This is a genomic window from Streptomyces sp. SS7 (assembly GCF_037993025.1).
Classification (GTDB): domain Bacteria; phylum Actinomycetota; class Actinomycetes; order Streptomycetales; family Streptomycetaceae; genus Streptomyces.
Map to the genome: position 1 here is coordinate 3,090,497 of NZ_CP141223.1, position 26,048 is coordinate 3,116,544.

21 protein-coding genes and 3 pseudogenes are annotated in these 26,048 nt (G+C 71.5%); 14 read left to right on the forward strand and 10 right to left on the reverse strand.

The genetic code is table 11. The annotated features are described in order from the left end of the window. Positions 1–19 precede the first annotated feature (19 nt). The 3 genes from U5640_RS14060 (at position 20) to U5640_RS14070 (ending at position 1,849) form a co-directional block, all read left to right on the forward strand. Positions 20–784 (forward strand): AIM24 family protein, encoded by a 765-nt coding sequence (locus U5640_RS14060; RefSeq protein WP_340385097.1) that lies wholly within the window; start codon positions 20–22, stop codon positions 782–784. A 92-nt stretch (positions 785–876) separates the two neighbouring features. Continuing rightward, positions 877–1,353 carry a MarR family transcriptional regulator gene (locus tag U5640_RS14065; RefSeq protein ID WP_340376148.1) on the forward strand — a complete coding sequence of 159 codons (477 nt, stop codon included), beginning with the start codon at positions 877–879 and terminating at the stop codon, positions 1,351–1,353. A gap of 310 nt (positions 1,354–1,663) precedes the next feature. Continuing rightward, the gene (locus U5640_RS14070) at positions 1,664–1,849 is read left to right on the forward strand and encodes a hypothetical protein (protein WP_340376149.1); all 186 of its coding nucleotides are present in this window, start codon (positions 1,664–1,666) and stop codon (positions 1,847–1,849) included. A 7-nt stretch (positions 1,850–1,856) separates the two neighbouring features. On the opposite strand, the gene meaB is transcribed toward U5640_RS14070, so the two are convergent. Both meaB and U5640_RS14080 read right to left on the reverse strand, forming a co-directional pair. Next, on the reverse strand, positions 1,857–2,813 hold the full coding sequence (meaB, locus tag U5640_RS14075) for a methylmalonyl Co-A mutase-associated GTPase MeaB (RefSeq protein ID WP_340376150.1): 957 nt from the start codon (positions 2,811–2,813) through the stop codon (positions 1,857–1,859). 56 nt (positions 2,814–2,869) lie between these two features. Then, on the reverse strand, positions 2,870–4,081 hold the full coding sequence (locus U5640_RS14080) for an acetyl-CoA C-acetyltransferase (protein WP_067259239.1): 1,212 nt from the start codon (positions 4,079–4,081) through the stop codon (positions 2,870–2,872). A gap of 151 nt (positions 4,082–4,232) precedes the next feature. On the opposite strand from U5640_RS14080, the gene mce reads away from it, so the two are divergent. The 5 genes from mce (at position 4,233) to U5640_RS14105 (ending at position 12,282) form a co-directional block, all read left to right on the forward strand. Continuing rightward, positions 4,233–4,673, forward strand: coding sequence for a methylmalonyl-CoA epimerase (mce, locus tag U5640_RS14085; protein WP_340376151.1), 441 nt, complete (start codon positions 4,233–4,235; stop codon positions 4,671–4,673). A gap of 232 nt (positions 4,674–4,905) precedes the next feature. Further along, positions 4,906–8,787 (forward strand): polarized growth protein Scy, encoded by a 3,882-nt coding sequence (gene scy / locus U5640_RS14090; RefSeq protein ID WP_340376152.1) that lies wholly within the window; start codon positions 4,906–4,908, stop codon positions 8,785–8,787. Positions 8,788–8,970: 183 nt separating this feature from the next. Beyond that, positions 8,971–9,909: a cellulose-binding protein gene (locus U5640_RS14095; RefSeq protein WP_340376153.1), complete on the forward strand. Its 939-nt coding sequence runs from the start codon at positions 8,971–8,973 to the stop codon at positions 9,907–9,909. A 190-nt stretch (positions 9,910–10,099) separates the two neighbouring features. After that, complete coding sequence (locus U5640_RS14100) at positions 10,100–11,407, forward strand: ABC transporter ATP-binding protein (RefSeq protein ID WP_340376154.1); 1,308 nt, start codon at positions 10,100–10,102, stop codon at positions 11,405–11,407. Beyond that, on the forward strand, positions 11,404–12,282 hold the full coding sequence (locus U5640_RS14105) for an ABC transporter permease (RefSeq protein ID WP_340376155.1): 879 nt from the start codon (positions 11,404–11,406) through the stop codon (positions 12,280–12,282). Before U5640_RS14100 ends, U5640_RS14105 begins: the two co-directional genes overlap by 4 nt. 12 nt (positions 12,283–12,294) lie before the next feature. Here U5640_RS14105 and U5640_RS14110 read toward each other — a convergent pair whose 3' ends face one another. Next, a complete protein-coding gene (locus U5640_RS14110; RefSeq protein ID WP_340376156.1) occupies positions 12,295–12,654 on the reverse strand; it encodes an ATP/GTP-binding protein in 360 nt (119 codons plus the stop codon). Positions 12,655–12,876: 222 nt separating this feature from the next. On the opposite strand from U5640_RS14110, the gene U5640_RS14115 reads away from it, so the two are divergent. Next, entirely contained in the window at positions 12,877–13,905 is a 1,029-nt protein-coding gene (locus tag U5640_RS14115; RefSeq protein ID WP_340376157.1) for an LLM class flavin-dependent oxidoreductase, read from the forward strand. Positions 13,906–13,994: 89 nt separating this feature from the next. On the opposite strand, the gene U5640_RS14120 is transcribed toward U5640_RS14115, so the two are convergent. Next, positions 13,995–14,387, reverse strand: coding sequence for an SCO5389 family protein (locus U5640_RS14120; protein WP_067259253.1), 393 nt, complete (start codon positions 14,385–14,387; stop codon positions 13,995–13,997). A 264-nt stretch (positions 14,388–14,651) separates the two neighbouring features. Here U5640_RS14120 and nucS point away from each other — a divergent pair, with 264 nt between their 5' ends. Then, entirely contained in the window at positions 14,652–15,323 is a 672-nt protein-coding gene (nucS, locus tag U5640_RS14125; protein WP_340376158.1) for an endonuclease NucS, read from the forward strand. Between the two features lie 72 nt (positions 15,324–15,395). Here the strand turns inward: nucS and U5640_RS14130 are convergent. Both U5640_RS14130 and U5640_RS14135 read right to left on the reverse strand, forming a co-directional pair. After that, positions 15,396–17,913: pseudogene (locus U5640_RS14130) on the reverse strand (ATP-binding protein). 251 nt (positions 17,914–18,164) lie between these two features. Next, positions 18,165–18,488 (reverse strand): STAS domain-containing protein, encoded by a 324-nt coding sequence (locus tag U5640_RS14135; RefSeq protein WP_020131168.1) that lies wholly within the window; start codon positions 18,486–18,488, stop codon positions 18,165–18,167. A 624-nt stretch (positions 18,489–19,112) separates the two neighbouring features. Here U5640_RS14135 and U5640_RS14140 point away from each other — a divergent pair. From U5640_RS14140 to U5640_RS14155, 4 genes and pseudogenes are all read left to right on the forward strand, one after another. Beyond that, entirely contained in the window at positions 19,113–19,685 is a 573-nt protein-coding gene (locus U5640_RS14140; protein WP_340376159.1) for a cob(I)yrinic acid a,c-diamide adenosyltransferase, read from the forward strand. Positions 19,686–19,882: 197 nt separating this feature from the next. Beyond that, positions 19,883–20,047, forward strand: a pseudogene (locus tag U5640_RS14145) (two-component sensor histidine kinase); the annotation flags it as partial. Positions 20,048–20,077: 30 nt separating this feature from the next. Beyond that, a pseudogene (locus U5640_RS14150) lies at positions 20,078–20,615 on the forward strand (response regulator transcription factor); the annotation flags it as partial. Between the two features lie 117 nt (positions 20,616–20,732). Further along, positions 20,733–22,553, forward strand: a complete 1,821-nt coding sequence (locus U5640_RS14155) for a glycoside hydrolase family 18 chitinase (RefSeq protein ID WP_340376160.1) — start codon at positions 20,733–20,735, stop codon at positions 22,551–22,553. Between the two features lie 30 nt (positions 22,554–22,583). On the opposite strand, the gene U5640_RS14160 is transcribed toward U5640_RS14155, so the two are convergent. From U5640_RS14160 to U5640_RS14175, 4 genes are all read right to left on the reverse strand, one after another. Further along, positions 22,584–23,030: a DUF2550 domain-containing protein gene (locus U5640_RS14160; protein ID WP_067259265.1), complete on the reverse strand. Its 447-nt coding sequence runs from the start codon at positions 23,028–23,030 to the stop codon at positions 22,584–22,586. A 145-nt stretch (positions 23,031–23,175) separates the two neighbouring features. Beyond that, entirely contained in the window at positions 23,176–23,550 is a 375-nt protein-coding gene (locus tag U5640_RS14165; RefSeq protein ID WP_067259266.1) for a F0F1 ATP synthase subunit epsilon, read from the reverse strand. A gap of 118 nt (positions 23,551–23,668) precedes the next feature. Further along, on the reverse strand, positions 23,669–25,105 hold the full coding sequence (gene atpD, locus U5640_RS14170; protein WP_340376161.1) for a F0F1 ATP synthase subunit beta: 1,437 nt from the start codon (positions 25,103–25,105) through the stop codon (positions 23,669–23,671). Beyond that, the gene (locus U5640_RS14175; protein ID WP_340376162.1) at positions 25,105–26,046 is read right to left on the reverse strand and encodes a F0F1 ATP synthase subunit gamma; all 942 of its coding nucleotides are present in this window, start codon (positions 26,044–26,046) and stop codon (positions 25,105–25,107) included. Before U5640_RS14175 ends, atpD begins: the two co-directional genes overlap by 1 nt. Positions 26,047–26,048: the final 2 nt, after the last annotated feature.

The following is a 26,048-nucleotide window of genomic DNA, read 5'->3' on the forward strand; positions in this document are numbered from 1 at the left end:
CCCCACCGTGTACGACCCGATGACCCTCCCGGTCGACGACAACGTCAACCACTACACCTTCTGCGTGGAACTGAAGGGGAGCCAGTGGTTCCTCCAGAAGGGGAAGATGATCGCCTACTACGGGTCGATCGATTTCAACGGCATCGGGCACGGCCGGCTCGACCGGCTGGTGCGCACCTCGTTCCATTCGCCTCTGCACGCGAGCGACTGGGTCGTGGCGGAGGGCTCGGGCAAGATGCTCCTCGCCGACCGGGCCTTCGACGTGAACTCGTACGACCTGGACGACGGCAACCTGACCATTCGCTCGGGCAATCTGCTCGCTTTTCAGCCAACTCTGTCCCTCAAGCAGTCGATCGTGCCGGGATTTCTCACGCTGATCGGAACCGGAAAGTTCGTGGCCGCATCTAACGGCCCGGTGGTGTTCATGGAACCTCCCCTCCGGGTGGATCCCCAGGCACTCGTCGGCTGGGCCGACTGCCCCTCCCCGTGCCATCACTACGACCACGGGTACATGACGGGTGTCATGGGCGGTCTACGTGCACTGACGGGCCTCGGCGGGGCCTCCGGGGAGGAGCACCAGTTCGAGTTCGTCGGCGCCGGCACGGTGCTTCTGCAGTCGACCGAGACCCTCATGGCGGAGCAGGCCACGGGGACCGTTCCGCATGAGCCGGGGGTACCCGGAGGGGGCGGAATGCCAGGTGTCCCGGGTGGGCACGGAGGTCAGAGCGGTGTACCGCGCCTTCCCGGACAGCTGGGCGACCTCCAGCGTCGCTTCGGGCTGTGAGCGGTAGTCTGCGGAGTGTGACATCGAACGCGTGCGCACCGTCACACCACCCTCACTAGTTCGCCTTTCAACATTTTAGGTAGACTTCACATATGGAGACCGAAACGGCCACGCGCTGGCTGACCGATGCGGAGCAGTGCGCCTGGCGCACCCACCTGGAGGTCAACAGGCTGTTGACGTACCAGCTCGAGAAGGACCTGCAGCCGTTCGGCCTGACCATGAACGACTACGAGATCCTGGTGAACCTCTCCGAGTCGGAGGACGTCCGGATGCGGATGAGCGACCTCGCGTCCGCCACCCTCCAGTCCAAGAGCCGTCTCTCGCACCAGATCACCCGCATGGAGAACGCGAACCTGGTCCGGCGCGAGAACTGCGAGTCCGACCGTCGGGGGCTCTACGCGGTCCTGACCGAGCACGGCATGGAGACCATGATGAAGGTCGCCCCGCACCATGTGTCATCCGTGCGGCGCCACTTCATCGACCTCCTCTCCCCCGAGGCCCTCGCGGACCTCGACAAGTCCCTGAAGCCGATCGCGGAGCATCTGCGCGGTCAGCGGGGACGCCCGTAACCGCACCCGCGCGACCGCCGGGCGGAGCCCTGTCAGGGCTCCGCCCGGCGGCGTTCGCCCACACCGGTGAGTCACGCGGAATGCAGGGCCCGGGCCGTCGCCAGCTCCATCGCGCCCAAGACGGCGCCGGCCAGGGGACGGCACCCGGTGCCATTCCGGTGGGCTCCCCAGGGCCAGGCCACGGACGCGCCGCCGCGGCCCCGGCCGTCGGTGAACCGCACGATCAGCAGGTCGGCCACCCCGATCGCGAGGGCACGGGCGGCGCGACGGCCACCGGCCCCGCGATCCGGCGCAGCCCTCCGTCACGGAGGTGGCCGTCGCCGCGCGGATCAGGACCGGCCGGGCGGGCGCCCGCGGCAACACGGCGGTACCGCCGAAGAGGGTCGTCATCCCGTCGGCCACGGTGGACGAGCCGCAGGTGCGGGGCACGGAGAGCCTCGCGGGCAGCGGAACGACGGCGTACGACAGCGCCCGGAGCAGGGCGGCGGACGCGTGAGGAGGGCTCAGCTCGCGGTGAGGCCTTCGATCAGGGTGTCCGCCGCGCGGTAGGGGTCGAGTTCGCCCGCGACGATCCGGTCGGCCAGGGCGCCGAGGCGACGGTCGCCGTGCAGGTCGCCGATACGGCGGCGCAGGGCCGTGACGGCGATCGTCTCGACCTCGTGGGCGGCGCGGGCACGGCGGCGCTCGGTGAGGACGCCGTGCTCCTCCATCCAGGCCCGGTGCTTCTCCAGGGCCTCGACCACCTCGTCGACGCCCTCGGCCCGGGAGGCGACCGTCTTGACGATCGGCGGGCGCCACTCCCCCGGCCTGCGGGGCTGGCCGAGGCCCAGCATGTGGTTCAGTTCCCGGGCGGTGGCGTCGGCGCCGTCCCGGTCGGCCTTGTTGACGACGTACACGTCGCCGATCTCCAGGATCCCGGCCTTGGCCGCCTGGATGCCGTCGCCCATGCCGGGGGCGAGCAGGACGACGCTGGTGTCCGCCTGGGAGGCGATCTCGACCTCCGACTGGCCGACGCCGACCGTCTCGACCAGGATCACCTCGCAGCCCGCCGCGTCCAGTACCCGGATCGCCTGCGGGGCGGACCAGGCGAGGCCGCCCAGATGGCCCCGGGTGGCCATGGAGCGGATGTAGACGCCGGGGTCCGAGGCGTGGTCGGACATCCGGACCCGGTCGCCGAGCAGGGCGCCGCCGGAGAACGGCGACGACGGATCGACGGCCAGGACACCGACCCGCCGGCCCTGTCGGCGGTACGCCGTCACCAGCGCGGACGTCGAGGTGGACTTGCCGACGCCCGGGGAACCGGTGAGGCCCACGACATAGGCGTTGCCGGTGAGCGGGGCCAGGGCCGCCATGACCTCACGGAGCTGCGGGGACGCCCCCTCCACCAGGGAGATCAGCCGGGCCACGGCCCTGGGCCGGCCTTCCCTGGCCTGGGCGACCAGCGAGGGGACGTCCTGCATCACAGCTCCGTTCCGAAGGGGTCTACCGCGTGCCCGGGCCGCGGCTCAGGCTGGGCTCAGGCCTTGGGCACGCGCACGATCAGCGCGTCACCCTGGCCGCCGCCGCCGCACAGCGCGGCCGCGCCGACACCGCCGCCGCGCCGCTTGAGCTCCAGGGCGAGGTGCAGCACGAGCCGGGCGCCGGACATGCCGATCGGGTGACCGAGGGCGATCGCACCCCCGTTGACGTTCACCTTTTCCGTGGACACGCCGAGGTCCTTCATTGACTGGACCGCGACCGCGGCGAAGGCCTCGTTGATCTCGATGAGGTCGAGGTCGGCGACGCCGAGGCCCTCCTTCGCGAGGGCGTGCGTGATGGCGTTGGAGGGCTGGGACTGGAGCGAGTTGTCCGGGCCCGCCACATTGCCGTGGGCGCCGATCTCGGCGATCCAGGCGAGCCCCAGCTCCTCGGCCCTGGCCTTGCTCATCACGACGACCGCGGCGGCGCCGTCGGAGATCTGGGAGGAGGAGCCCGCGGTGATCGTGCCGTCCTTGGTGAAGGCCGGGCGCAGCTTGCCCAGGGACTCGGCGGTGGTGTCGCCGCGGATGCCCTCGTCCTTGCTGAAGACCACCGGCTCGCCCTTGCGCTGCGGGATCTCGACCGGGGTGATCTCGGCCTCGAAGATCCCGTTCTTCTGCGCGGCGGCGGCCCGCTGGTGGGACAGCGCGGCGATCTCGTCCTGCTCGGGGCGCTGGATGCCGAGGCGCGTGTTGTGCTTCTCCGTGGACTCGCCCATGGCGATGTTCTCGAAGGCGTCCGTGAGACCGTCGTACGCCATGGCGTCGAGCATCTCGATCGCGCCGTACTTGTAGCCCTCGCGGGACTTCGGCAGGAGGTGGGGGGCGTTGGTCATGGACTCCTGGCCGCCCGCGACGACGACGTCGAACTCACCCGCGCGGATCAGCTGGTCCGCCAGCGCGATCGCGTCGAGGCCGGACAGGCACACCTTGTTGATGGTGAGCGCCGGGACGTTCATCGGGATGCCGGCCTTGACGGCGGCCTGACGGGCCGGGATCTGGCCCGCGCCGGCCTGGAGCACCTGGCCCATGATCACGTACTGCACCTGGTCGCCGCCGATCCCGGCGCGGTCCAGGGCGGCCTTGATCGCGAAGCCGCCGAGGTCGGCTCCGGAGAAGGACTTCAGCGAGCCCAGCAGCCGCCCCATGGGCGTACGGGCGCCCGCGACGATCACCGAGGTCCTGCTGTTCGTTCCAGTCGATCCAGTCATGAGCTGCGATTCCCCTTACCGGCCTGCACGGGCCGAGGAGTGAACGAGGGTTTACATCGAATGTACTGAGTGGCACTCCGTGCCGTCATCGGCCCTTCAGTGTGATCGCGCGCACGTTGCGTAACCACCTCCGCCGCGCTCCACTAACACCATGCTGACGCGAATCGACCACATCGGGATCGCCTGTCACGACCTCGACGCGACCGTCGAGTTCTACCGCTCCACGTACGGCTTCGAGGTGTTCCACTCGGAGGTCAACGAGGAGCAGGGTGTCCGGGAAGCCATGCTCAAGATCAACGAGACCTCCGACGGCGGCGCCTCCTACCTGCAGCTCCTGGAGCCGACCCGCCCGGACTCCACCGTCGCCAAGTGGCTCGACAAGAACGGCGAGGGCGTCCACCACATCGCTTTCGGTACGGCGGATGTGGACGCGGAGGCCGCGGACATCCGCTCCAAGGGCGTACGCGTTCTGTACGAAGAGCCGCGACGCGGCTCCATGGGGTCACGAATCACCTTCCTGCACCCCAAGGATTGCCACGGAGTACTGACAGAACTGGTCACTTCGGCGCCTGTTGAGTCACCTGAGCACTGACCCTCGTACATATGGGCCGGTAGGGTTGGGGGCGGTCGTCGCTCCACCAGGGCGGCCGGTCCTGCCGCCTTGGACGGCGGGACGCAGCCGGGGTCCGGGTTTCGGGGGACGAGCGTCGGGGCAGCAGCCCATGCTCCGTCGTTGATCTGACACCATTCCCCGGGGGCCCCGTTCGGCGGATGGACGGAGCTCGTTCGGCAAGCTTGCGACCAGGGACGGATGGGACCGCGCAGTGCGGGGCTACGAGAGCCAGGAGCGGGAACCGGCGGCTGACGTCGACCACCTCACACGGTTCGAAGCCGAGATGAAGCGGCTGAAGACCGAGCGTGAGAAGGCGATCCAGCATGCCGAGGACCTCGGCTACCAGGTCGAGGTGCTGCGCGCCAAGTTGCACGAGGCGCGCCGCACACTCATGTCCCGGCCGTCCTTCGACGGCGGCGACCTCGGGTACCAGGCCGAACAGATGCTGCGCACCGCGCAGATGCAGGCCGACCAGTTGCGCCAGGACGCCGAACGCGAGCTGAGCCAGGTCCGCGCGCAGACCCAGCGCATCCTCCAGGAGCACGCCGAGCAGGCCGCCCGGCTCCAGGCGGAGCTGCACCAGGAGGCCGTCAGCCGCCGCCAGCAGCTCGACCAGGAACTGGCGGAGCGCCGGCAGACCGTCGAGTCGCACGTCAACGAGAACGTGGCGTGGGCGGAGCAGTTGCGGGCCCGTTCCGAGGCCCAGGCCCGCCGGCTGCTGGAGGAGTCGCGCGCCGAGGCCGAGCAGGCCGTGGCCGCCGCCCGCGCCGAGGCCGAACGGGTGGCGGCGGAGGCCCGCCAGCGGCTCCAGGCCGACGCGGAGCAGACCCGCGCGGAGGCCGAACAGCTCCTGCTGCGCGCCCGCACCGACGCCGAGCGGCTGCTGAACGCCGCCTCCACGCAGGCCCAGGAGGCCACCGAGCACGCCGAGGCGCTGCGCAGCTCCACGGCGAACGAGTCGGACTCGGCGCGCCGCCAGGCGGGTGAGCTGAGCCGGGCCGCCGAGCAGCGGATGGCCGAGGCCGAGGAGGCGCTGCGCAAGGCGCAGTCCGAGGCCGAGAAGGTCGTCGCCGAGGCCAAGGCCGCCGCCGAGAAGGCGCTCGCGAGCGCCGAGGCCACCAACGAGCAGCGCACCCGTACGGCGAAGGAGCAGGTCGCCCGGCTGGTCACCGAGGCCAACCAGGAGGCCGAGACCACCAAGGCGGACGCCGAGCAGATCGTCGCCGACGCGCGCGCCGAGGCCGAGAAGATCGTCGCGGAGGCCTCCGAGAAGGCCCGGACGATCACCGCCGAGGAGAGCGCCACCCAGCTGTCGAAGGCGGCCAAGACCGCCGAGGACGTCCTCAACAAGGCGCAGGAGGACGCGCGGGGCACCACGAAGGCCGCCGCCGAGGAGGCCGAGCGGATCCGCCGGGAGGCGGAGAACGAGGCGGACCGGCTGCGCGCCGAGGCGCACGACATCGCCGAGCAGCTCAAGGGTTCCGCGAAGGACGACACCAAGGAGTACCGCGCCAAGACGGTCGAGCTCCAGGAGGAGGCCCGTCGGCTGCGCGGCGAGGCCGAGCAGCTGCGCTCCGACGCGGTCGCCGAGGGCGAGAAGATCCGCGCGGAGGCCCGCAGGGAGGCCGTCCAGCAGATCGAGGAGGCCGCCCGGTCGGCCGAGGAGCTGCTGTCCAAGGCGAAGGCCGACGCGGACGAGCTGCGGCAGAAGGCCACGGCGGACAGCGAGAAGGTCCGCACGGAGGCCATCGAGCGTGCCACCACCCTGCGCCGGCAGGCCGAGGAGACCCTGGAGCGCACGCGCGCCGAGGCCGAGCGCTCCCGCGAGGAGGCGGTGGAGCTCGCCGAGACCATCACCTCCGGCGCCGAGCGCGCGGCGGAGGAGCTGCGCGAGGAGACCGAGCGCGCGGTCGAGGCCCGGCAGGCGGAGGCCGCCGAGGAGCTGACCCGGCTGCACACGGAGGCCGAGTCGCGGCTGGCGTCCGCCGAGCAGGCGCTGACGGACGCGCGTGAGGAGGCCGCGCGGATCCGCCGCGAGGCCGCCGAGGAGGCCGACCGGCTGCGCACCGAGGCCGCCGAGCGGATCCGTACGCTGCAGCAGCAGGCCGCCGACGAGATCGACCGGCTGCGCACCGAGGCCGCGGCCGACGCGTCCGCCTCGCGGGCCGAGGGCGAGGCCGTCGCCGTACGCCTGAGGTCGGAGGCCGCGGCCGAGGCGGAGCGGCTCAGGAGCGAGGCGCAGGACTTCGCCGACCGGGTGCGCACGGAGGCCACGGCGGCCGCCGAGCGGCTGGCCGACGAGGCGACCGAGACGCTGGACGCCGCCCAGGAGGAGGCCGTCCGCCGGCGCCGCGAGGCCGAGGAACTCCTCGGCTCCGCCCGCCAGGAGGCCGACCAGGAGCGCGAGCGGGCCCGGGCGCAGTCCGAGGAGCTGCTGGCGTCGGCGCGCAACCGCGTGGAGGAGGCCCAGACCGAGGCGGTCCGGCTGGTCGAGGAGGCCGACCGGCGCTCCGGCGAGATGGTCGCCGCGGCCGAGCTCCACGCCCAGCAGGTACGGGACTCCGTGAGCGGGCTGCACGAGCAGGCCCAGGAGGAGATCAACGGGCTGCGCTCGGCCGCCGAGCACGCCGCGGACCGTACCCGGCGGGAGGCCGAGGAGGAGGCGGACCGGGTCCGCTCCGACGCCTACGCCGAGCGGGAGCGGGCCAGCGAGGACGCGAGCCGGATCCGCCGCGAGGCGAACGACGCCGCCGAGGCGGCGCGGGAACTGGCCGAGCGCACGGTCGGCGAGGCGATCTCGGAGGCCGAGCGGCTGCGCGCGGAGTCGTCGGCGTACGCCCAGCGGGTGCGCACGGAGGCCTCGGACGCGCTGGCGGAGGCCGACCAGGCCGCGGCCCGCACCCGGGCCGACGCCCGCGAGGACGCCAACCGCATCCGGTCGGACGCGGCGACCCAGGCGGACACCCTCATCACCGAGGCCCGCAACGAGGCCGAGCGGCTCCAGACGGAGACCATCGCCGAGGCGGAGCGGCTCACGGCCGACACGGCCGCGGAGGCCGAGCGGGTCCGTGCCGAGTCCGTCGCCCGCGCGGAGAAGCTGATCCAGGACGCGAGCGGCGACGCGGAGCGGCTGCGGGCCGAGGCCGCCCAGACGGTGGGTTCGGCGCAGCAGGCCGCCGAGCGGATCCGGCTGGAGTCGGAGCGGGTCAAGGCGCAGGCGGCGGCGGAGGCCGACCGCATGCTGAGCGTGGCCCGCGACGAGGCGGACGAGACGCTGGACGCCGCCCGCAAGGAGGCCAACAAGCGGCGTTCCGAGGCGGCCGAGCAGGTCGACACGCTCATCACGGAGACCACGGCCGAGGTCGACAAGCTGCTGACGGAGGCACAGGAGCAGGCGCTGCAGACCACCGCGGACGCCGAGACGCAGGCCGATTCGATGGTGGGCGCGGCCCGCACCGAGGCCGACCGGCTGGTCGCCGAGGCGACGCGCGAGGGCAACACCCGGGTGGAGAAGGCCCGTACGGACGCGGACGAGCTGCTCGTCGGCGCCCGCCGGGACGCCACCGCGATCAGGGAGCGCGCGGAGGAGCTGCGCGACCGCATCACCGCCGAGATCGAGTCGCTGCACGAGCGGGCCCGCCGTGAGGCCGCCGAGACGATGAAGTCGACCGGCGACCGCTGCGACGCGCTGATCAAGGCGTCCGAGGAGCAGCTCGCCAAGGCGCAGGCCAAGGCGAAGGAGCTGGTGTCGGAGGCCAACTCCGAGGCCGGCAAGGTCCGGATCGCCGCGGTGAAGAAGGCGGAGGGCCTGCTGAAGGAGGCCGAGCAGAAGAAGTCGGCGCTGATCAGGGAGGCCGAGGAGCTCAAGGCCGAGGCGATCCGCGAGGCGCGGCTCACGGTCGAGGAGGGCAAGCGCGAGCTGGAGGTCCTGGTGCGGCGGCGTGAGGACATCAACGCCGAGATCTCCCGGGTCCAGGACGTGCTGGAGGCGCTGGAGTCCTTCGAGATCCCGTCCGCGAACAAGGACGGCAGTGTGCGGGCGGGGGCGAGCATCGGCGCGCCACGAGCGGGCGGGAAGGCCTCTGACGGTTAGCGGAATGTGTGGATTGCGTTAAAGTCTGCCCCCTTACCCTGAGTTTTTGGCAAGGGGTGTGGGGTTCAGCCACCCAAAAGGGGTGTCATTCCTCAGATCAAACACGCATACGCTCGATGACACAGCGCTCCGGCCCCTAGGATTCCACCTATCACCTCACCGGTCTCATTCGACAGGAACCCCATGAGCGACACTTCCCCCTACGGCTTCGAGCTAGTGCGGCGTGGGTACGACCGCGCTCAGGTGGACGAACGGATCTCCAAGCTCGTCTCCGACCGTGACAGCGCTCTCGCCCGCATCACCGCTCTGGAAAAGCGCATCGAGGAGCTCCACCTCGAGACTCAGAACGCCCAGGCCCAGGTCACCGACGCCGAGCCGTCGTACGCCGGGCTCGGTGCGCGGGTCGAGAAGATCCTCCGCCTCGCCGAGGAGGAGGCCAAGGACCTGCGCGAGGAAGCCCGTCGCGCGTCCGAGCAGCACCGCGAGCTCGCCGAGTCGGCGGCCCAGCAGGTGCGCAACGACGCAGAATCGTTCGCTGCGGACCGCAAGGCCAAGGCGGAGGACGAGGGCGTCCGGATCGTCGAGAAGGCCAAGAGCGACGCGGCCCAGCTGCGTCAGGAGGCCCAGAAGGACGCGCAGTCGAAGCGTGAGGAGGCGGACGCCCTCTTCGAGGAGACCCGCGCCAAGGCCGCTCAGGCCGCCGCCGACTTCGAGACCAACCTGGCCAAGCGCCGCGAGCAGTCCGAGCGCGACCTCGCGTCCCGTCAGCAGAAGGCGGAGAAGCGGCTCGCGGAGATCGAGCACCGCGCGGAGCAGCTGCGCCTGGAGGCGGAGAAGCTGCGCACGGACGCCGAGCGCCGCGCCCGCCAGACCGTCGAGACCGCGCAGCGCCAGGCCGAGGACATCGTGGCCGACGCCAACGCCAAGGCGGACCGCATCCGTTCGGAATCCGAGCGCGAGCTGGCGGCCCTCACCAACCGCCGCGACAGCATCAACGCGCAGCTGACGAACGTCCGCGAGATGCTCGCCACGCTGACCGGCGCCGCGGTGGCCGCGGCCGGCGCCCCGGTCGCGGACGACGAGCCGATCTCCCGCGGAGTGCCGGCCCAGCAGTCCCGTTAACCCTCGGGGCACCCCGGCCGACCGTCGGACGAAGCCCGTTGCCAACGGTGGCAGCGGGCTTCGTGGCGTGTCGGCGCGGCCGCGTGGTCGAGGCTTTCAGCTGGGCGGAACCGTCAGCGGCTCGATAAGCTCCTAACCCTTACGGGGGGCGTGTGCCCCGCTGTCCTGAACCTGTCGATGGGTGCGGAGCATGATCGAGGCAGTCGGCCTGACCAAGCGCTACGGCGACAAGACCGCTGTGTACAACCTTTCCTTCCAGGTACGGCCGGGTGCCGTCACCGGTTTCCTCGGGCCGAACGGCTCGGGCAAGTCGACGACGATGAGGATGATCCTCGGCCTGGACAACCCCACCTCGGGGACGGTCACGATCGGCGGCTACCCGTACCGCAGGCTGCCGAACGCGGCCCGCCAGGTGGGTGCGCTGCTCGACGCCAAGGCCGTGCACGGCGGCCGGTCGGCGCGCAGCCATCTGCTGTCCCTGGCCCAGCTCTCCGGCATCCCGGCCCGCCGGGTGGACGAGGTGCTCGGCGTGGTCGGACTGCAGGACGTGGCGAAGCGGCGCTCCAAGGGCTTCTCGCTCGGTATGGGGCAGCGGCTCGGCATCGCGGCGGCGCTGCTCGGCGATCCGCAGGTGCTGCTGTTCGACGAGCCGGTCAACGGCCTCGACCCCGAAGGCATCCTCTGGGTGCGCAACCTGATGAAGGCGCTCGCGGCGGAGGGCCGTACGGTCTTCGTCTCCTCGCACCTGATGAGCGAGATGGCACTGACCGCGGACCATCTGATCGTGATCGGACGTGGTCAGCTGCTGTCCGACATGAGCGTGAAGGACTTCATCTCGGCCAACTCGGCGGACTTCGCGCGGGTCCGCACCCCGCAGACCGAGCCGCAGCTCCGCGAGAAGCTCGCGGGGGCGCTGTCGGCGGCGGGCGGCCATGTCCTGCCCGAGCAGGACGGCGCCCTGCGGGTGACCGGACTGGCGCTGCCGCAGATCAGCGACATCGCCCATGACGCGGACGTACGTCTGTGGGAGCTGTCGCCGCACCAGGCCTCGCTGGAGGAGGCGTACATGCGGATGACGCAGGGCGCCGTCGACTACCGCTCGACGACCGACCAGAAGGCCGGCCTCCAGCAGCCGCTGCCGCCCGGCGCCACGCCGCCGATGCCGGTCCCCGGCCAGGGCCAGCCCGGCTGGTACGCCCCGCCGCCCCCGCAGCACGGCTACGCCCCGCCGCAGCCCGCCCAGCCGTACGGCCCCGGCTACGGCGCCCCCGCCGCGCCTGCGGCACCCCACGGCGCCAACCCGTACGCCCAGGCCCCGGCAGCGAGCCCGGCGCCCGCCACCGCGCCCTCCCCAACGCCTTCCCCGACGCCCTCCCCCACGGCGGACGCCCCGGCAGTCCAGGCGGTGCCGGCCGCCCCGCCCGCCCCGGCCTCCCTCGCGAAGGCGCCCGCCGAACCCTCCGCCGCCCCGACGACCCAGCCCGAGGACGCCCGATGAGCACGCCCCAGCACCCGGCCCCGCAGGCCGCCGCGCCCGGCTGGCAGGGGGCGCCCGGCCCCTCGTACGCCGTCCCGGGCTACACCTCGCCGATTCCCGTCGTGCGGACGCACCTCGGGCACGCCATCGCGTCCGAGTGGACCAAGATCCGGTCGGTGCGCTCGACGATGTGGACGCTCGGGGTGTTCGTGCTCCTCGTCGTCGGCATCGGGATGGTGGTCGCGCTGATCGTCGACGCGAACGCCTCCGAGGCGGACCTCGCGGGCGACAGCCCCCTGTCGTTCGGCTTCTTCGGTGTGCTCCTGGGCAGCATGCCGATCATCACGCTCGGCGTCCTGACCACCGCCTCCGAGTACGGCACCGGCATGATCCGCACCACGATGGTCGCCTGCCCCTCGCGCGGCCGGGTCCTCGCCGCGAAGGGGATCGTGTTCTTCGCGCTCGCCTTCGTGGTGACCCTGGTGTCCACCGGACTGGTCGCCATGGTGGACGCGGCGCTGTTCACCGAGGCGCGCGAGCCCTCGGGCGGCGAGTGGCTGAAGGCCACCGTCGGCGTGTCCCTCTACATCGCGCTGCTGGGGCTGCTGTCGCTGGCCGTCGGCTCGATCATCCGCCACTCGGCGGGCGCCATCACCATCATGATCGGCCTGCTGCTGGCCCCGCTGGTCATCGCCATCTTCATGTTCGCCGAGTCGCTGCAGAAGCTGCGCGAGGCCCTGTTCGAGTACTCGATCCCGAGCCAGCTCGGCGTCTGGTACTCCACCCAGCTCAGCGAGACCGGCCCCTCCGGCTGGGACCCGCTCTGGATCGCGCTCGGCGTCACGGCCGCCGCGTTCGCCGGTGCCTTCGCCCTGCTGGAGAAGCGGGACGTGTAGCCGGCAGGAAGCTCAGAAGCGAGGCGCGTTACGGGACCGCCGCACCCCCGGGTTGCGGCGGTCCCGCGCGTTCCAGCAGGCCTTGTGCCAGTGCCGGCGGTCATCGACGCCCACGTGCTCGGGCCAGGCGACGACATGCGGCACGCCGTCCGGGATCATCTGGTCGCAGCCGGGGCACCGGTAGCTCTTGCCCTGCGCACTCGCACCGGCCACGTGCCGTACGTTCCACTCCTCGCCCTGCCAGCTCACCGAGGACTGCCAGCCGCCGTACCGGCTCGCCCGGTCGTCCTCGGCGCTCCGGCCGGACGAGCCGGACGAGCCGGACGCACCGGACGGATCGGCACCCTTGGGTCGGTTGCGACGCGGGGACACGGAACACCTCACGGGGCTATACAGGAAGCAGGGTTCCCGTCCAGCCTACGCGGCGCCGGCACGGGTACCCGGAAGGGACCGATCCCCACAAGTCCCCCTGCCCGGGACCACATTCTGCAGACAATCGGCAAATCTCTCCGCCAGGCCGTGTCCTCGGCACGTGTCGGACGGTTATGCCGGGTGGGGGAGCTCCGTGTCGGAGCCAAGGAAGCAGGAAAGTCCATGCGCGTTGGTAGTTTCGTGTTGGGTGCCCAGTTCCCCGGGCAGGGCCAGGGAGAGGCGCTGCACCGCGCGGTCCGTTCCGCCGAGGTCGCCGAGGAGTCGGGCCTCGACTCGGTCTGGCTGGGCGAGCACCACTTCGTGCCGTACGGCACCTGCCCGTCGGCGGTCACACTCGCCGCGCTGCTGCTGGGCCGCACCCGGCGCATCCGGGTCGGCACGGCGGTGAGCGTCCTGCCCACCGTCCACCCCGTCGCCCTCGGTGAACAGGCCGCACTGCTGCATCTGACGAGCGGCGGCCGGTTCTCGCTGGGTGTGGGCCGCGGCGGGCCGTGGATCGATCTGGAGGTCTTCGGATCGGGCCTCGCGGCGTACGAGTCGGGGTTCCCCGAATCACTCGATCTGCTGGTGCGCTGGCTGCGCGAGCCGTCCGTGGGAGCCGACGGCGAGCGCTTCCGCTTCCGTGAAGTCCCGGTCGTCCCGCGTCCGTCGGAGGCGCTGACGGACACCGGGGGGCCGGAAGTGATCGTGGCGTGCACCTCGCCGGCGAGCGTCCGGCTGGCCGCCGAGCGCGGGCTGCCGATGCTGCTCGGGATGCACGTCGGGGACGAGGAGAAGGCGGAGATGGTCTCCCTGTGGCGGAAGCACGCCCGCGCTGCCGGGCGTTCCGGCGCCGAGATCCGGGCCGCGGCCCATGTCTCGGCGGGCGTCTGCCAGCTCGCGGACCGGCGCACGGACGCGGTGGAGACCCTCGTGAAGGCGATGCCGGGCTGGCTGCGGCAGGGCCTCGACGCCCATGTCACGGTGGACGGCCGCCCCCGCTCCATGCGGGACCCGGTGGCGTACACCGAACTGCTCTGCGGACTGCACCCGGTGGGCACCCCGCGGCTGTGCGCCGACCGTCTCGCGGCGACCTGCGAACGGACCGGCATCTCGCGCTTCGCCCTGCTCGTCGAGGGCTCGGGCGATCTGGCGGCCACGGAGGAGAACGTCCGGCGGCTGGGCGCCGAGGTGCTCCCCCACCTTCGCTGAACGGGGCGGGACGGCCGGGAGCTTGCCGCTCCGGTACTGATCGCACCTCCTGCGGGCGGAGCGGCAAGCGACAGGCTCACACCTATGCCTCAGCAGTCCCGGAATTCCGGCGACTGGTTCAGCACCTGGCTGCGGACCGAGGTGAAGCGGGCGAGCTTCTCGTCGACAGCCGAGTCCAACGGGAACACCGCCACCCGGTGGCAGTTCTGGAAGGCCAGCCGGACACCGAAGTGCCGCTGCAGGGCGCCGCGTATGGCGTCACTCGCGAGCGCGCGCAGCAGCTGCCCGCGCGCCTGCTCGTCCGGCGGGGGCGTCTGGTTGTCGGCGAAGGGTCCGCCGTCCACCTTCAGCTGGGCCACCAGGGAGCTGATCATCTCCCATGCGTAGGGCAGGGAGGTCCGGACGCAGTCGACGAATTCAGCTTCGTCGACCTCGCCTCGCTCGGCCTGTTCGAGTAGGGCCGGTGAGACGTCGAGCGACATGGGTTCTCCTCTCGCACCCCTACGAGAGCAGGGGTTGCCGGACAGGGCACGGGAGTTCGCCATGCCGAAACACCGCAACGCTGAGTACACGCATCACGACCTCCCGTTTACTACGGTAGGCAACTGACCGTGACGGCACCAGGAGAATGGGCACATAGGGGGTTCCTGCGGGGCACACAATCGGCCAGAGTCGGCCGTCGTCCGAACGATCGTTTTCCAGGGCGAATCGCGTGGGGCGCGAGGTGTCGGATAGCGTTGCCGACCATGCGTCTCGTCATCGCCCGGTGCTCCGTCGACTACGCCGGCCGGCTCACCGCCCATCTCCCCGCCGCCCCCCGTCTCATCCTGGTCAAGGCGGACGGCAGCGTCTCGATCCACGCGGACGACCGGGCCTACAAGCCCCTGAACTGGATGTCGCCGCCCTGCACGCTGAAGGAGGGCACCGGTGACGAGGAGGGCGTCTGGACCGTCGTCAACAAGGGCGGGGAAAAGCTCATCATCACGATGGAGGAGATCCTCCACGACTCGTCGCACGAACTGGGCGTCGATCCGGGCCTGATCAAGGACGGCGTGGAAGCACACCTCCAGGAGCTGCTCGCGGACCGCATCGAGACCCTCGGCGAGGGCTACACCCTCATCCGGCGTGAGTACATGACGGCCATCGGCCCGGTCGACATCCTGTGCCGGGACGCGGGGGGGCAGACCGTCGCGATCGAGATCAAGCGGCGCGGCGAGATCGACGGCGTGGAGCAACTCACGCGCTACCTGGAGCTGTTGAACCGCGACCCGCATCTCGCCCCGGTCCGCGGCATCTTCGCCGCGCAGGAGATCAAACCGCAGGCACGCGTCCTCGCGACGGACCGCGGCATCGGCTGCCAGGTCCTGGACTACGACGCCCTGCGCGGCATCGAGGACGACAAGCTGCGGCTGTTCTGAGGAACGGGTCGTACGAGGCCGAGGGCCGGGTTCCCGGGGAGGAACCCGGCCCTCGGGCGTGCCCGGGGTGCCTCAGATCACCGTCCCGGAGGAGGACGAGGAGAGGGAGGAGGCGGAGTCCGCCGAGCTCGGCGACACGGGGACGCCGGGAGCTGGTGCCGCTGGCCGAGGTGCCGGAGGACGGGGAGTCGCTCGGGGTGGTGGGCGTCGTCTCGGACGCGGACGGCGAGGGCGTCGGCGAGCCGCCGGAGCCCGAGCTGCTCGATGCCGACGGCCCCGGCGTCGAGGACGTCGAGTGCGACGGTGAGGGAGACGTGGACCGCGACGGCGACGGGGAGCCGCCGTCGGTCGACCCCGTCGAGCCGCTCTCCGTCGCCGACGGCGACTCCGACGGTGTCGGGTCGTCCGAGGTCCCCATCGTCCCGTCCGGCCCCGGGTCCGTGGGCCGGCTGGTCGCCGTGCCCGTGTCGCCGGTGCCGGTGTCGGCGCCCGGGGTGTCGGAGCCGGCGCCGCCGTCGTCGAGGCCGGTGCTGGCGGAGGGGTGGACGCCGCCGCGGTCGGCGGGGTCGCCGGCGTCGTTGTTGGAGGTCGCGCCGAGCGTGACGACCGTACCGAGGACGGCGACGAGGAGCGCGCCCGCGCCGGCCGCGACGAGGTTGCGCTTGGCGAGGCCCTTGAGGCCGCCCTGGCGCCGGGGCTGCGGGGCCGGGGCGCGCGGCGGGGTCACCGCGCGGTGGGCGACGGTCCGGGCCTCCGGCGGGTAGGTCGGCAGCGCCGCCTGGATGCCGCGCGGCGGGGACACGGGCTCCTCGGGGCGGGCTGCGGGCACCTCGTCGCCGAACGTCGCGGCGGCGAGACCCGGTACGTCCCCGGAGGCGTCGGCGACCAGGGCGAGGGCGCGGCGGCCGGCGACGGTGCCGCGCTTGTCGGTGAGGGCGCCGCGCAGCCCGAGGGAGGCCTCGAGTTCGGAGCGGGCCCGGTCGAGGTCCCCGGCGCACAGGGCGAGGACGCCGAGTTCGTGGTGGAAGTAGGCGCGGTCGGCGGACCGGCCGGCCAGCCGGGCCGCCTCGGCACCCTCGTGCAGGGCGCTCTCCCAGGCGCTCCAGTGCAGGCCGGCGGCGAACGCGGGCGCCGCGGCGCGGGCGAGGCGGACCGCGGTGGCCTCCTCGTCCTCGGCGGGCGGGGTGGTCGAGGGCACCACGCGGGCGAGGGCGGTGAGGACGGCGTCCGCCTCGGCGCAGACCCGTTCGGGGGTGACCGAGGGGTGCCCGGCCCACCAGGCGTAGTGCTGGGCGGCGGCCTCGGCGCGGGCCTCGATGTCGTCGTCGTATCCGGCGGCCTCCAGCTGGGTCTGGATGCCGGCGGCGAGCCGGTAGCGGACGCCGACCGGGGAGACGAGTCCGCAGGCGACGAGTTCGCCGAGCGCGGCGTCGGCGTGGGTGTCGCCGACCAGGGCGGGCAGGTGGGCCTGGTGCGGGACCTCACCGTCGAGGGCGACGGCGAGGCGCAGGGTGGCGCGGGCGGAGGCGCTGAGCCGGGCGGCGAGCAGCGGGGCGGGCGCCGCGGCCTCGCCGAGGGAGGGCAGGGGTATCTCCTCGGCTTCACCGGCCCCGGCGTCGACGGGGGCGGTGAGCGGACGGGCGTCCTCGAACACGCCGAAGGCGTCCACGGCGTCCACGTCGGCGCGGAGCTGGTCGCGCTGCCGCAGCAGGGCGCCGGCCTGGACGAAACGCAGCGGCAGGCCCTCGGACTCGAACCAGAGGTCCCCGGCCCAGTTGGCCTCCTCCTCGGTGAGGGCGCGGCCCACGGCGCGCTCGATCACGTCCACGCCGCCGGGGCGGTCGAGGCCGCTGAGGACGACCTCCTCGACGGCGGAGTCGGCGGAGGGCAGCGGGGTGTCGGGGGTGGCGCCGAGCAGGAAGGCGCACTCGGGGGTGGCGTCCAGGAGTTCGTCGAGGAGCGCGCCGCCGAAGGCCAGGTCGTCGACGACCACGACCGCGCCGATCTCGCGGACGAGGGTGCGCAGTTCCTCGGGGTCGGGGCGGTGCCGGTCGGCGGCGTGGACGGTGTGGAAGAGGTCGTGGAGGAGTTCGGCCGGGGTGCGGCCGTAGCCGGAGAGACGGACGACACCGTCGGGGGCGAGGTCCTCGCAGTCCTCGGCGACCAGGTCGAGGAGGCTGGTGCGGCCCGAGCCGGAGGGCCCGGTGAGGCGGACGGAACGGCCGCGGGCGAGCAGGCGGACGAGCTGTTCGCGTTCGTCCTGGCGACCCAGCAGGGGCTGTTCCGGCCGGGCGGGTCCGGCCGGGGCGGGCGGCCGGGCGGCGAGCTCGTCGTACTCGGCGCGTTCCTCGGCGGACCGTTTGGCGGGGCGGCCGGGGCGCTCGGTGGGCGGGCAGAGCTCGATCTCGCTGCCGTCCACCGGGTTGACCGTGAGCAGATGTTCGCCGGCGACCACCCGGACCGTGCGGGCGGGTCCGGGGGTGTGCGCGCCGAAGTCGGGCGTGAGGGGGTCCCTGGGCGGGCGGGGGCGCGGCGCGCGGCCGTCGTCCTCGTGACCGTACTCCTCGGGCCCCTGGTTCGTCGGGTCCATGGGTTATAGCCCCCCAAGAGCGTCGTGTGGCGGTAGCCCCTCCCGGCCTCGCTGCACACTGCGCTGTCGCTTCTGGTCCGGTGCCCGCTCGGTAGAGGGCCGAGGGCGGCGGGCAGACGAACCGTAAACCTTGGCACAGTATCCACGACAGTCCGGGGTGCCGCCCGGCCCGAGACGTCACGGTCCGGTGAGGATTGGTGCCCGCCGTACGTTTCGCCGCAGGTGGACCCCCGGATCCCGGGCGGTCGCGGTCAGACCCGGGGCAGGGACTCCACGCCGATGCCGCCCTCGATGGCGAGGATGCGGTGCAGCCGGGTGGCCACCAGCAGACGCTGCATCTGCGGGGGTACGCCGCGCAGCACCAGGCGACGGCCGCAGCGGCCGGCCCGTCGGTGGACGCCCATGATGACGCCGAGTCCGGTGGCGTCCCAGGAGTCCAGTTCGGACAGGTCGAGCACCAGGTCGCCGACGCCGTCGTCCACGGCCGTGTGCAGGGCCGTGCGGGCGTCCGCCGCGCTGCGCACGTCGAGGCGGCCCCCGACGACCAGCTCGACGTGGTCGCCCCTGATGTGCATAGCGCTCCCCTAAGCGTGCGTCTCGTGCTCCGCGGTGTGATGTCCGGTGTTGCATGCTCTGACTGCGCGAAGCGGTCGGAGGTTGCCGTCTGTGAGCGAACCGATACCGAATTCACCCGCAGGGGTGAGACCCCTGGGGCCTGTGCGGTTTCGGCGCTTGGAGTAAGCCCTGCCCGCTCTCGCCTCGGATGTCACCGGCGTCAACCATCCGGCGCATTCGCCGTAGGGCTCACGTATGGCTCTCGGCCGGAGATTAGCGCTCGTGGAGCGCTGTGCGACCGGTTAGTAACGCGTCTCACGTCTCACGGCGTGAGACACCGGTCACGTCGTCAATTCCTGTCCGATTCAAGCCTATTCGCACCGTTTGGATCTTCGTGGGTCGACGTGACCGAGCAAACGGAGAAGGACCGGCCGGGACGGTCCAGTGCCCCGACAGGCAACGTTTGCCCGTAAAGGAGCGGCGTCCGGTGCGTGCTCCGGGGGTCTCCCCGGCCGAAGGCCGGGGGAGTGCCGGCCGGAAGTCCTCGTACTGGATGCACTTGGGCTTTCGGCCGGTGCGGCGAGAGGGCGTGCCGGGCGTCACGACGGGGCGAACGTTGCCTGTCGGGGCACTAGATTGGCGGCATGGTCAATCTGACGCGCATCTACACCAGGACCGGGGACCAGGGCACGACCAACCTCGGCGACATGAGCCGGGTGGCCAAGACCGACCTCAGGATCGCGGCGTACGCCGACGCCAACGAGGCGAACGCGGCCATCGGCACGGCGATCGCGCTGGGCGGCCTGCCGGAGGAGGTCGTCGCGGTCCTCACCCGGGTCCAGAACGACCTGTTCGACGTGGGCGCGGACCTGTCGACGCCGGTGGTGGAGAACCCGTCGTTCCCGCCGCTGCGGGTCGAGCAGTTCTACGTCGACCGGCTGGAGGCCGACTGCGACCTCTTCAACGAGCGACTGGAGAAGCTCCGCTCGTTCATCCTCCCCGGCGGCACGCCGGGCGCCGCCCTCCTCCACCTGGCCTGCACGGTGGTACGCCGCGCCGAACGCTCCACGTGGGCCGCCCTGGAGGCCCACGGCGAGACCATGAACCCGCTGACGGCGACCTATCTCAACCGCCTGTCCGACCTGCTGTTCATCCTCGCCCGCACGGCCAACAAGGACACCGGCGACGTGCTCTGGGTACCGGGCGGGGAGCGCTGACAGCGGTCACAGACGCCGACAGATCTCCCTGCGGCGCCCCACCTCGACCACCGGAATGACGAGTTTGCCGTCGTCGATGACGTAAGCGATCCGGTAGGCACCCACCCCCGCAGGCGGTACAGGTCGTCGCGACCCGACAGCTTCTTCACGTCGGCATCGCCGCGGCAGGGATCGTCGCCCGGGCGGCTGAGCGCATGTACGGCCACCGGGACGGCGGTCCGCGCGCGCCCGGATCCGGGGCGGGGCCGGTGGGGATGCGGGAGCGGGCGGCGCTGCTCGGCGGCACGTTCGAGGCCGGTCCCGAGGGCACCCTGTGGACCGTACGCGCCGCACTCCCCCTCACCGAAGGAGACCCTCCGTGATCCGCGTACTCGTCGCCGAGGACCAGTCCCCGGGAGCTGCGCCCGGACGTGGTGCTGATGGATGTGCAGATGCCGCGGCTGGACGGGGTGGCGGCGACCCGTCAGGTGGTCGCGGAGCGGCTGGCGGACGTCCTGGTTGCTGACCGCCTTCGACCTCGACGCGTATGTGTTGGGGGCATTGCGGGCGGGGGCGGCCGGGTTTCTGCTGAAGAACACGGAGGCGGCGGATCTGCTGGCGGCGGTCCGCACGGTGGCCGGCGGCGAGGGGCTGATCGCGCCCGCCGTGACGCGTCGGCTGATCGCCGAGTTCGCCGCCCGGCCGGCGCGGCAGCCGACGGCCGGTCCCGCCGTCCTCGACACCCTGACCCGGCGCGAGCGCGAGGTGCTGGGCTGTCTCGGGGAGGGCCTGTCGAACGCGGGGATCGCCGCACGGCTCGACATGGCGGAGGCCACCGTCAAGACGCACGTCAGCCGTCCGCCGGGGAAGCAGGAACTCCGCAGCCGGGTCCAAGCCGCCGTACTGGCCCAGGAGTTGGGTATCCAGCGGTCGCACCCGGAAGCCGGGTGAAGCCGTATACGAGAGTGGTCCAGACCTATTGACCCATGGTCCAGACCTTTCTATTCTCGCGGCACCGTGGGCGTGAAGGCTCAGTCACGCCCCCCAACTCCCCCAAGGAGGCGCAGCATGCGCTTCAGACACCGAGCCGCGGCAGGGTTCGCGACCCTGTTGCTGCCGTTGGCCGGGCTGGTCGGTCTCGCGAGCCCCGCCCAGGCCGCCGCCACGGCCACCGCCACCTACGCCAAGACCCAGGACTGGGGCACCGGCTTCGAGGGCAGGTGGACGGTGAAGAACACCGGCACCACCGCCATCAGCTCCTGGACCGTGGAGTGGGACTTCCCCTCCGGCACGTCCGTCACCTCCGCCTGGGACGCCGACGTCACCTCCTCCGGCACCCACTGGACCGCCAGGAACAAGTCCTACAACGGCTCCCTCGCCCCCGGCGCCTCCGTCTCCTTCGGCTTCAACGGCGCGGGCTCCGGCTCCCCGTCCCACTGCAAGCTCAACAACGACAGTTGTGACGGTACGACGGTCCCCGGCGACGCGGCCCCCTCGGCGCCCGGCACCCCCACCGCCTCCGGAGTCACGGACACCTCGGTGAAGCTGGCCTGGTCCGCCGCCACCGACGACAAGGGCGTCAAGAACTACGACGTCCTGCGCGACGGCGCCAAGGTCGCCACGGTGACGACCACGTCGTACACCGACACGGGCCTCACCGCGGGCACCGACTACTCCTACACCGTCCAGGCCCGCGACACCGCCGACCAGAGCGGACCGGTCAGCGGCGCGGTCGCCGTGCACACCACGGGCGGCACCACCCCTCCCCCGACCACCGGCTCCAAGGTCAAGCTCGGCTACTTCACCGAGTGGGGCATCTACGGCCGCAACTACAACGTCAAGAACCTGGTGACCTCGGGCTCCGCCGCGAAGATCACCCACATCAACTACGCGTTCGGCAACGTCACCAACGGACAGTGCGCGATCGGTGACTCCTACGCCGACTACGACAAGGCCTTCACCGCCGACCAGTCCGTCAGCGGCGTCGCCGACACCTGGGACCAGCCGCTGCGCGGCAACTTCAACCAGCTGCGGCAGCTGAAGGCGAAGTACCCGAACATCAAGGTGCTGTGGTCCTTCGGCGGCTGGACCTGGTCCGGCGGCTTCGCCCAGGCGGCCGCCAACCCCACGGCCTTCGCCCAGTCCTGCTACAACCTGGTCGAGGACCCGCGCTGGGCCGACGTCTTCGACGGGATCGACATCGACTGGGAGTACCCGAACGCCTGCGGTCTGTCCTGCGACAGCAGCGGAGCGGCGGCCTTCAAGAACCTGATGTCGGCACTGCGCGCCAAGTTCGGCGCGCACAACCTGGTCACCGCGGCCACCACGGCCGACGGCTCCTCCGGCGGCAAGATCGACGCCGCCGACTACGCGGGCGCGGCGGCCTACGTCGACTGGTACAACGTGATGACGTACGACTTCTTCGGCGCCTGGGCCGCCCAAGGGCCGACCGCCCCGCACTCCCCGCTCACCTCGTACAGCGGCATCCCGACGGCCGGGTTCACCACCGCCGACGCGATGGCCAAGTTCAAGGCGAAGGGCGTCCCCGCGAGCAAGCTGCTCATCGGCATCGGCTTCTACGGCCGCGGCTGGACCGGGGTCACCCAGGACGCCCCGGGCGGCACCGCCACGGGCACCGCGGCGGGCACCTACGAGCAGGGCATCGAGGACTACAAGGTCCTCAAGACGTCCTGTCCGGCCACCGGCACCGTCGCCGGCACGGCCTACGCGCACTGCGGCAGCAACTGGTGGTCCTACGACACCCCGGCCACCATCGCCGGAAAGATGACCTGGGCCAAGAACCAGGGCCTCGGCGGCGCGTTCTTCTGGGAGTTCAGCGGGGACACCGGCAACGGAGAGCTGGTGAGCGCGATCAGCAACAACCTGTGAGCGGGTACGGCGAGTGAAGCGAGTGAGCGACTAGGCGACGTTGACGCGCTGACCGGGCGGGGCTGCCTCCAGCCACGCGAGGAAACCGGTCAGCGCGTCTTCGCTCATCGCGAGTTCCAGGCGGACGCCCTGGTGGGAGCAGGCGAGGATCACCGCGTCGGACAGCAGGGCCAGCTCCTCCTCGCCCTCGGGGAGCCGGCGGCCGGCCACCTCGATCGAGGCGCGCTCCAGGACCCGGCGCGGCCGGTAGGCGTACGAGAAGACGCGGTACCACTCGATGCGGTCGCCGTTGTAGCGGGCGACGCCGTAGCTCCAGCCCTTGCCGCTGGTGTCCGGTTTCTCGGGGACGTCCCAGCGCAGGGAACAGTCGAAGGTGCCGCCGGAGCGCTGGATGAGCCTGCGGCGCAGGCCGAAGACGAACAGCCCCAGCACCACCAGGGCCACGACGATTCCGCACACAGTCAGAGCGAGGACCATCGACACCGACCTCCTCGTCTCCTAGGTACCGAAAATAGGTAACGGAACGGAAAAAACATCCATATCTGCCTCAGCCGCGGTCGGCTCCGGATTCCTCCGGTGCCGACCGCGGCTGAGTGACGTCATACAGCTCCGCGCCGGGTTGTCAGCGCGACGCCGCCGCACGCAGACGTACGTCCGCACGGCGTTCGGCGATCGCGTCGCCCTCCGCCTTCGCGCGCTCGAGCTCGCGCTCCTCGCGCTGGACGTCGATCTCGTCCGACAGCTCGGCGGTCTCGGCCAGCAGCGACAGCTTGTTGTCCGCGAACGAGATGAAACCGCCGTGCACCGCGGCGACGACCGTCCCGCCCTCACTCGTACGGATGGTCACCGGGCCCGACTCCAGCACACCGAGCAGCGGCTGGTGACCGGGCATGACGCCGATGTCGCCGGACGTGGTGCGCGCGACGACCAGGGTGGCCTCGCCGGACCAGACCTCTCGGTCGGCCGCGACCAGCGCGACGTGCAGCTCAGCAGCCAAGGTGGCTCCTCGGGTCACCACCCGGCGGATCTGCCGGGTGTTGGTTACTAAGTCTAGTGGGCGTGGATGAGGGGGCGGGACGCGCCCGCCCCCTCACACGTTCTCGGGCAGTCCGAGATCAGGAGACGCCCAGCTCCTTGGCGTTGGCCTTGAGGTCCTCGATGCCACCGCAGAGGAAGAACGCCTGCTCCGGGAAGTGGTCGTACTCACCGTCGATGATCGCGTTGAACGCGGTGATCGACTCGTCCAGCGGCACGTCCGACCCGTCGACGCCGGTGAACTGCTTGGCGACGTGGGTGTTCTGGGACAGGAAGCGCTCCACGCGACGGGCGCGGTGGACGGTGAGCTTGTCCTCCTCGCCGAGCTCGTCGATACCGAGGATCGCGATGATGTCCTGGAGGTCCTTGTACTTCTGGAGGACCGTCTTGACGCGCATCGCCGTGGCGTAGTGGTCCGCCGCGATGTAGCGGGGGTCCAGGATGCGGGACGTGGAGTCCAGCGGGTCCACGGCCGGGTAGATGCCCTTCTCGGAGATCGGACGGGAGAGCACCGTCGTCGCGTCGAGGTGGGCGAACGTGGTGGCCGGGGCCGGGTCGGTCAGGTCGTCCGCGGGGACGTAGATCGCCTGCATCGAGGTGATCGAGTGACCACGGGTCGAGGTGATGCGCTCCTGGAGGAGACCCATCTCGTCGGCCAGGTTCGGCTGGTAGCCCACCGCGGAGGGCATACGGCCGAGCAGGGTCGACACCTCGGAACCGGCCTGCGTGAAGCGGAAGATGTTGTCGATGAAGAACAGCACGTCCTGCTTCTGCACATCGCGGAAGTACTCCGCCATGGTCAGACCCGCGAGGGCCACGCGCAGACGGGTGCCCGGGGGCTCGTCCATCTGGCCGAAGACCAGCGCGGTCTTGTCGATGACGCCCGAGTCGGCCATCTCCTCGATGAGGTCGTTGCCCTCACGGGTGCGCTCACCGACGCCTGCGAACACGGAGACACCGTCGTGGTTGTTGGCGACGCGGTAGATCATCTCCTGGATGAGCACCGTCTTGCCGACGCCGGCACCACCGAACAGACCGATCTTTCCACCCTTGACGTACGGGGTGAGGAGGTCGATGACCTTGACGCCGGTCTCGAACATCTCGGTCTTCGACTCGAGCTCGTCGAAGTTCGGGGCCTTGCGGTGGATGGACCAGCGCTCGCCCTCGTACTTCTCGTCGACGTTCAGCACCTCACCGAGGGTGTTGAACACCTTGCCCTTGGTGAAGTCGCCGACCGGGACGGTGATGCCCGTGCCGGTGTCGGTGACCGGGGCCTGGCGGACCAGACCGTCGGTGGGCTGCATCGAGATCGTGCGGACCAGGCCGTCGCCCAGGTGCTGGGCGACCTCGAGGGTCAGCGTCTTCTTCTCGCCCTCGTTCGCCGGGTCGGTGACCTCGACGTGAAGGGCGTTGTAGATCTCCGGCATGGCGTCGACGGGGAATTCCACGTCGACGACCGGGCCGATGACCCGGGCGACGCGGCCCGTGGCAACGGCCGTCTCAACTGTCGTCGTCATTACCTGTCACTCCCCGCGGTCGCGTCGGCCAGGGCTGCGGAGCCACCGACGATCTCGCTGATTTCCTGGGTGATTTCGGCCTGGCGGGCCGCGTTGGCAAGGCGGGAGAGCGTCTCGATGAGCTCGCCCGCGTTGTCGGTCGCCGACTTCATCGCGCGCCGCGTGGCGGCGTGCTTCGAGGCTGCCGACTGGAGGAGAGCGTTGTAGACGCGGCTCTCCACGTAGCGCGGCAGAAGGGCGTCGAGGACGTCCTCCGCCGAGGGCTCGAAGTCGTAGAGCGGAAGGATCTCGCCCGCCGGCTTCGCCTCCTTGGCGCCCGCGGCGGTAGCCGCTGATGTCACGGCGTCGAGGCTGAGCGGCAGCAGGCGGTCGTCGAGCGCCGTCTGCGTCATCATCGACACGAACTCGGTGAACACGATGTGGATCTCGTCCACCCCGCCGTCCGCCGTGTCCTTCTCGATGGCCTCGATGAGGGGGGCCGCGACCGTCTTGGCGTCCGCGTACGTCGGCTCGTCCGTGAAGCCCGACCACGACGCCGCGACCTTGCGCTCGCGGAAGTTGTAGTGCGCGAGACCACGCCGGCCGACGATGTACGTGTCGACCTGCTTGCCCTCGGCCTCGAGGCGGGCCGTCAGCTGCTCCGCGGCCTTGATGGCGTTGGAGTTGAAGGCGCCGGCGAGACCCCGGTCGCTCGTCAGGAGCAGCACCGCGGACCGCACGACCGTCTCGGCCTGCGTGGTGAGCGGGTGCTTCGTGTTCGAGCCGGTGCCCACCGCCGTGACCGCGCGGGTGAGCTCGGTCGCGTACGGCGTGGAGGCCGCCACCTTGCGCTGCGCCTTGACGACGCGCGAGGCGGCGATCATCTCCATCGCCTTGGTGATCTTCTTGGTCGCGGTGACGGATCGGATGCGACGCTTGTAGACCCGGAGCTGAGCTCCCATGA